This is a genomic window from Flavobacterium sp. LC2016-01 (assembly GCF_009711135.1).
Classification (GTDB): Bacteria; Bacteroidota; Bacteroidia; order Flavobacteriales; family Flavobacteriaceae; genus Flavobacterium.
The window spans coordinates 1-2,807 of record NZ_WMIC01000020.1 but is presented as its reverse complement, the minus strand read 5'-3'; the positions used below and the strand labels follow the sequence as shown (position 1 = coordinate 2,807).

The following is a 2,807-nucleotide window of genomic DNA, read 5'->3' as shown; positions in this document are numbered from 1 at the left end:
TTACCGCAGGCATCTTTTACAGTCCAAGTATTAGTGTAAGTTCCAGCATTTGAACATCCTTCAGAAGCTATAAACTGTCCGCTTACTTTTACAATATTTGAAACATCAGTGTCACAAGCATCAGTTGCTGTTGGGAATAAGGCTTGCGCCGATGCCAAAGCTTGTGCGTTACTGCATTCAATAGTTTTATTTAAAGAAGCAGTTTGTGTAGTCCAAGTTGGTGCAGTTATATCCTGAACAATAATCGTTTGACTAACTGGCAGAGAAACATTTCCACAAGCATCTTTGGCTGTCCAAGTTCTTGTTTTAGTGTACGATCCCGCGCAGTTGCCAGGTGTTACATTATCTACATAAGTTAATGAAGAAATAGTTCCATTTAAATCGCTTGCAGTAGCTTGTGCAAATACAGGTTCTGCTGGGCAATTTATTGTTGAGGTCGCAGGCAAAGGATCGATCACTGGCAGAATAGAATCACCATCAATAATTTCGAATGATTCGCTGTGTGTGCATCCTTTAGCATCTGTAATTATTACTGTATAACTTCCAGCAGCAAGATTGCTTGCAGTAGCTGTAGTCTGCACCGGATTTGTGTTCCAAGAGTAAGTATATGGAGCCGTTCCGCCAGAAGCAACAACCGTAGCCGATCCAGTAGCAGCGCCGCCACAACCTGGATTTATTTGTGATTTTGTTGCTGTTAATGGAGCACTAGGCTGACCGATAACAACGGTACAAGTAGTTTTATAACCTAATTTATCAGTAACGGTTACCGTGTGAGTTCCTGCGTTTAGGCCAGTTGCCTGAGCAGTTGTTTCTCCGTTATCCCATAAGTAAGTATATTCTCCATTTCCTCCGATTGCCACAACTGTTGCTTTACCATTGCTGTCTCCGTAACATTTAGCAGGATCATCCTGAGTAATGCTGCATGAAAGAACATTTGGTTCCGTGATAGTAACAGTACAAGTTGTTTTACATCCTTTAGAATCGGTTACGGTTACAGAATGCAGACCGGCATTTAAGCCAACTGCTTTTTGAGTGGTTTCACCGTTATCCCATAAGTAAGTGTAGCCTCCGTTTCCACCAAGAGGCGTAACAGTTGCTTCTCCGTTGCTTAGTCCGTTTGCAGTAACCGCTTTGTTTTGTATAACAGAACAAGTTAATGCTGACTGAGGCTGACCGATAACAACGGTACAAGTAGTTTTATAACCTAATTTATCAGTAACGGTTACCGTGTGAGTTCCTGCGTTAAGGCCAGTTGCTTGAGCAGTTGTTTCTCCGTTATCCCATGCGTATGTGTAATCTCCATTTCCTCCAACTGGCGTTACAGTAGCTTTTCCGTTGCTATCTCCGTAACATTTAGCAGGATCGTTTTGAACCACACTGCAGGATAAAACATCAGGCTGCGTAATTAATACTGTACAAGTTGTTTTACATCCTTTTGAATCTGTTACAGTTACAGTGTGAGTTCCTGCATTAAGAGTTATTGCATGTGCTACAGTTTCGCCGTTGTCCCAAGCATAAGTATAGCCTCCGTTTCCACCAAGAGGCGTAACAGTTGCTTCTCCATTGCTAAGTCCATTTGCAGTAACTGCTTTATTTTGAATTACTGAACAGGTCAATGCTGATTGAGGCTGACCGATAACAACGCTACAAGTAGTTTTATAACCTAATTTATCAGTAACGGTTACCGTGTGAGTTCCTGCGTTTAGGCCAGTTGCCTGAGCAGTGATTTCTCCGTTATCCCATAAATAAGTATATTCTCCGTTTCCGCCGATTGCTACTACTGTTGCTTTACCATTGCTGTCTCCGTAACATTTAGCAGGATCATCCTGAGTAATGCTGCAAGAAAGAACATTTGGTTCAGTAATCGTAACAGTACAAGTTGTTTTACATCCTTTAGAATCGGTTACGGTTACAGTATGCAGACCAGCATTTAAGCCAACTGCTTTTTGAGTGGTCTCACCGTTATCCCAAGCGTAAGCGTAGCCACCGTTTCCACCAAGAGGCGTAACAGTTGCTTCTCCATTGCTAAGTCCATTAGCTGTAACAGCTTTATTTTGTATAACAGAACAAGTTAATGCTGACTGTGGCTGACCGATAACAACAGTACAAGTAGTTTTATAACCTAATTTATCAGTAACGGTTACTGTGTGATTTCCTGCGTTTAGGCCAGTTGCCTGAGCAGTTGTTTCTCCGTTATCCCATAAGTAAGTATATTCTCCATTTCCTCCAATTGGCGTTACAGTAGCTTTACCGTTGCTGTCTCCGTAACATTTAGCAGGATCGTTTTGAACCACACTGCAGGATAAAACATCAGGCTGTGTAATTAATACCGTACAAGTTGTTTTACATCCTTTTGAATCTGTTACAGTTACTGTGTGAGTTCCTGCATTAAGAGTTATTGCATGTGCTACAGTTTCGCCGTTATCCCAAGCGTAAGTATAGCCTCCGTTTCCTCCAAGTGGCGTTACAGTTGCTTCCCCATTGCTAAGTCCGTTTGCTGTAACCGCTTTGTTTTGAACCACTGAGCAAGTTAATGCTGCTTCTGGCTGTCCGATAATTACGGTGCAAGTAGTTTTATAACCTAATTTATCAGTAACAGTTACTGTATGAGTTCCTGCATTCAAAGCTGTTGCCTGAGCAGTTGTTTCTCCGTTGTCCCATGCATAAGTATAATCTCCATTTCCTCCAACAGGCGTTACAGTAGCTTTTCCGTTGCTGTCTCCGTAACATTTAGCAGGATCGTTTTGAACCACACTGCAGGATAAAACATCAGGCTGTGTAATTAATACCGTACAAGTTGTTTTACA

The 2,807-nt window shown here is 41.9% G+C and carries 1 protein-coding gene; it reads right to left on the bottom strand.

Annotated features, from left to right (window positions below; all coding sequences use genetic code 11):
• On the bottom strand, window positions 1–2,807 hold a 2,807-nt coding region (locus tag GKZ88_RS22270; RefSeq protein WP_196216510.1), incomplete at both ends, for a SprB repeat-containing protein.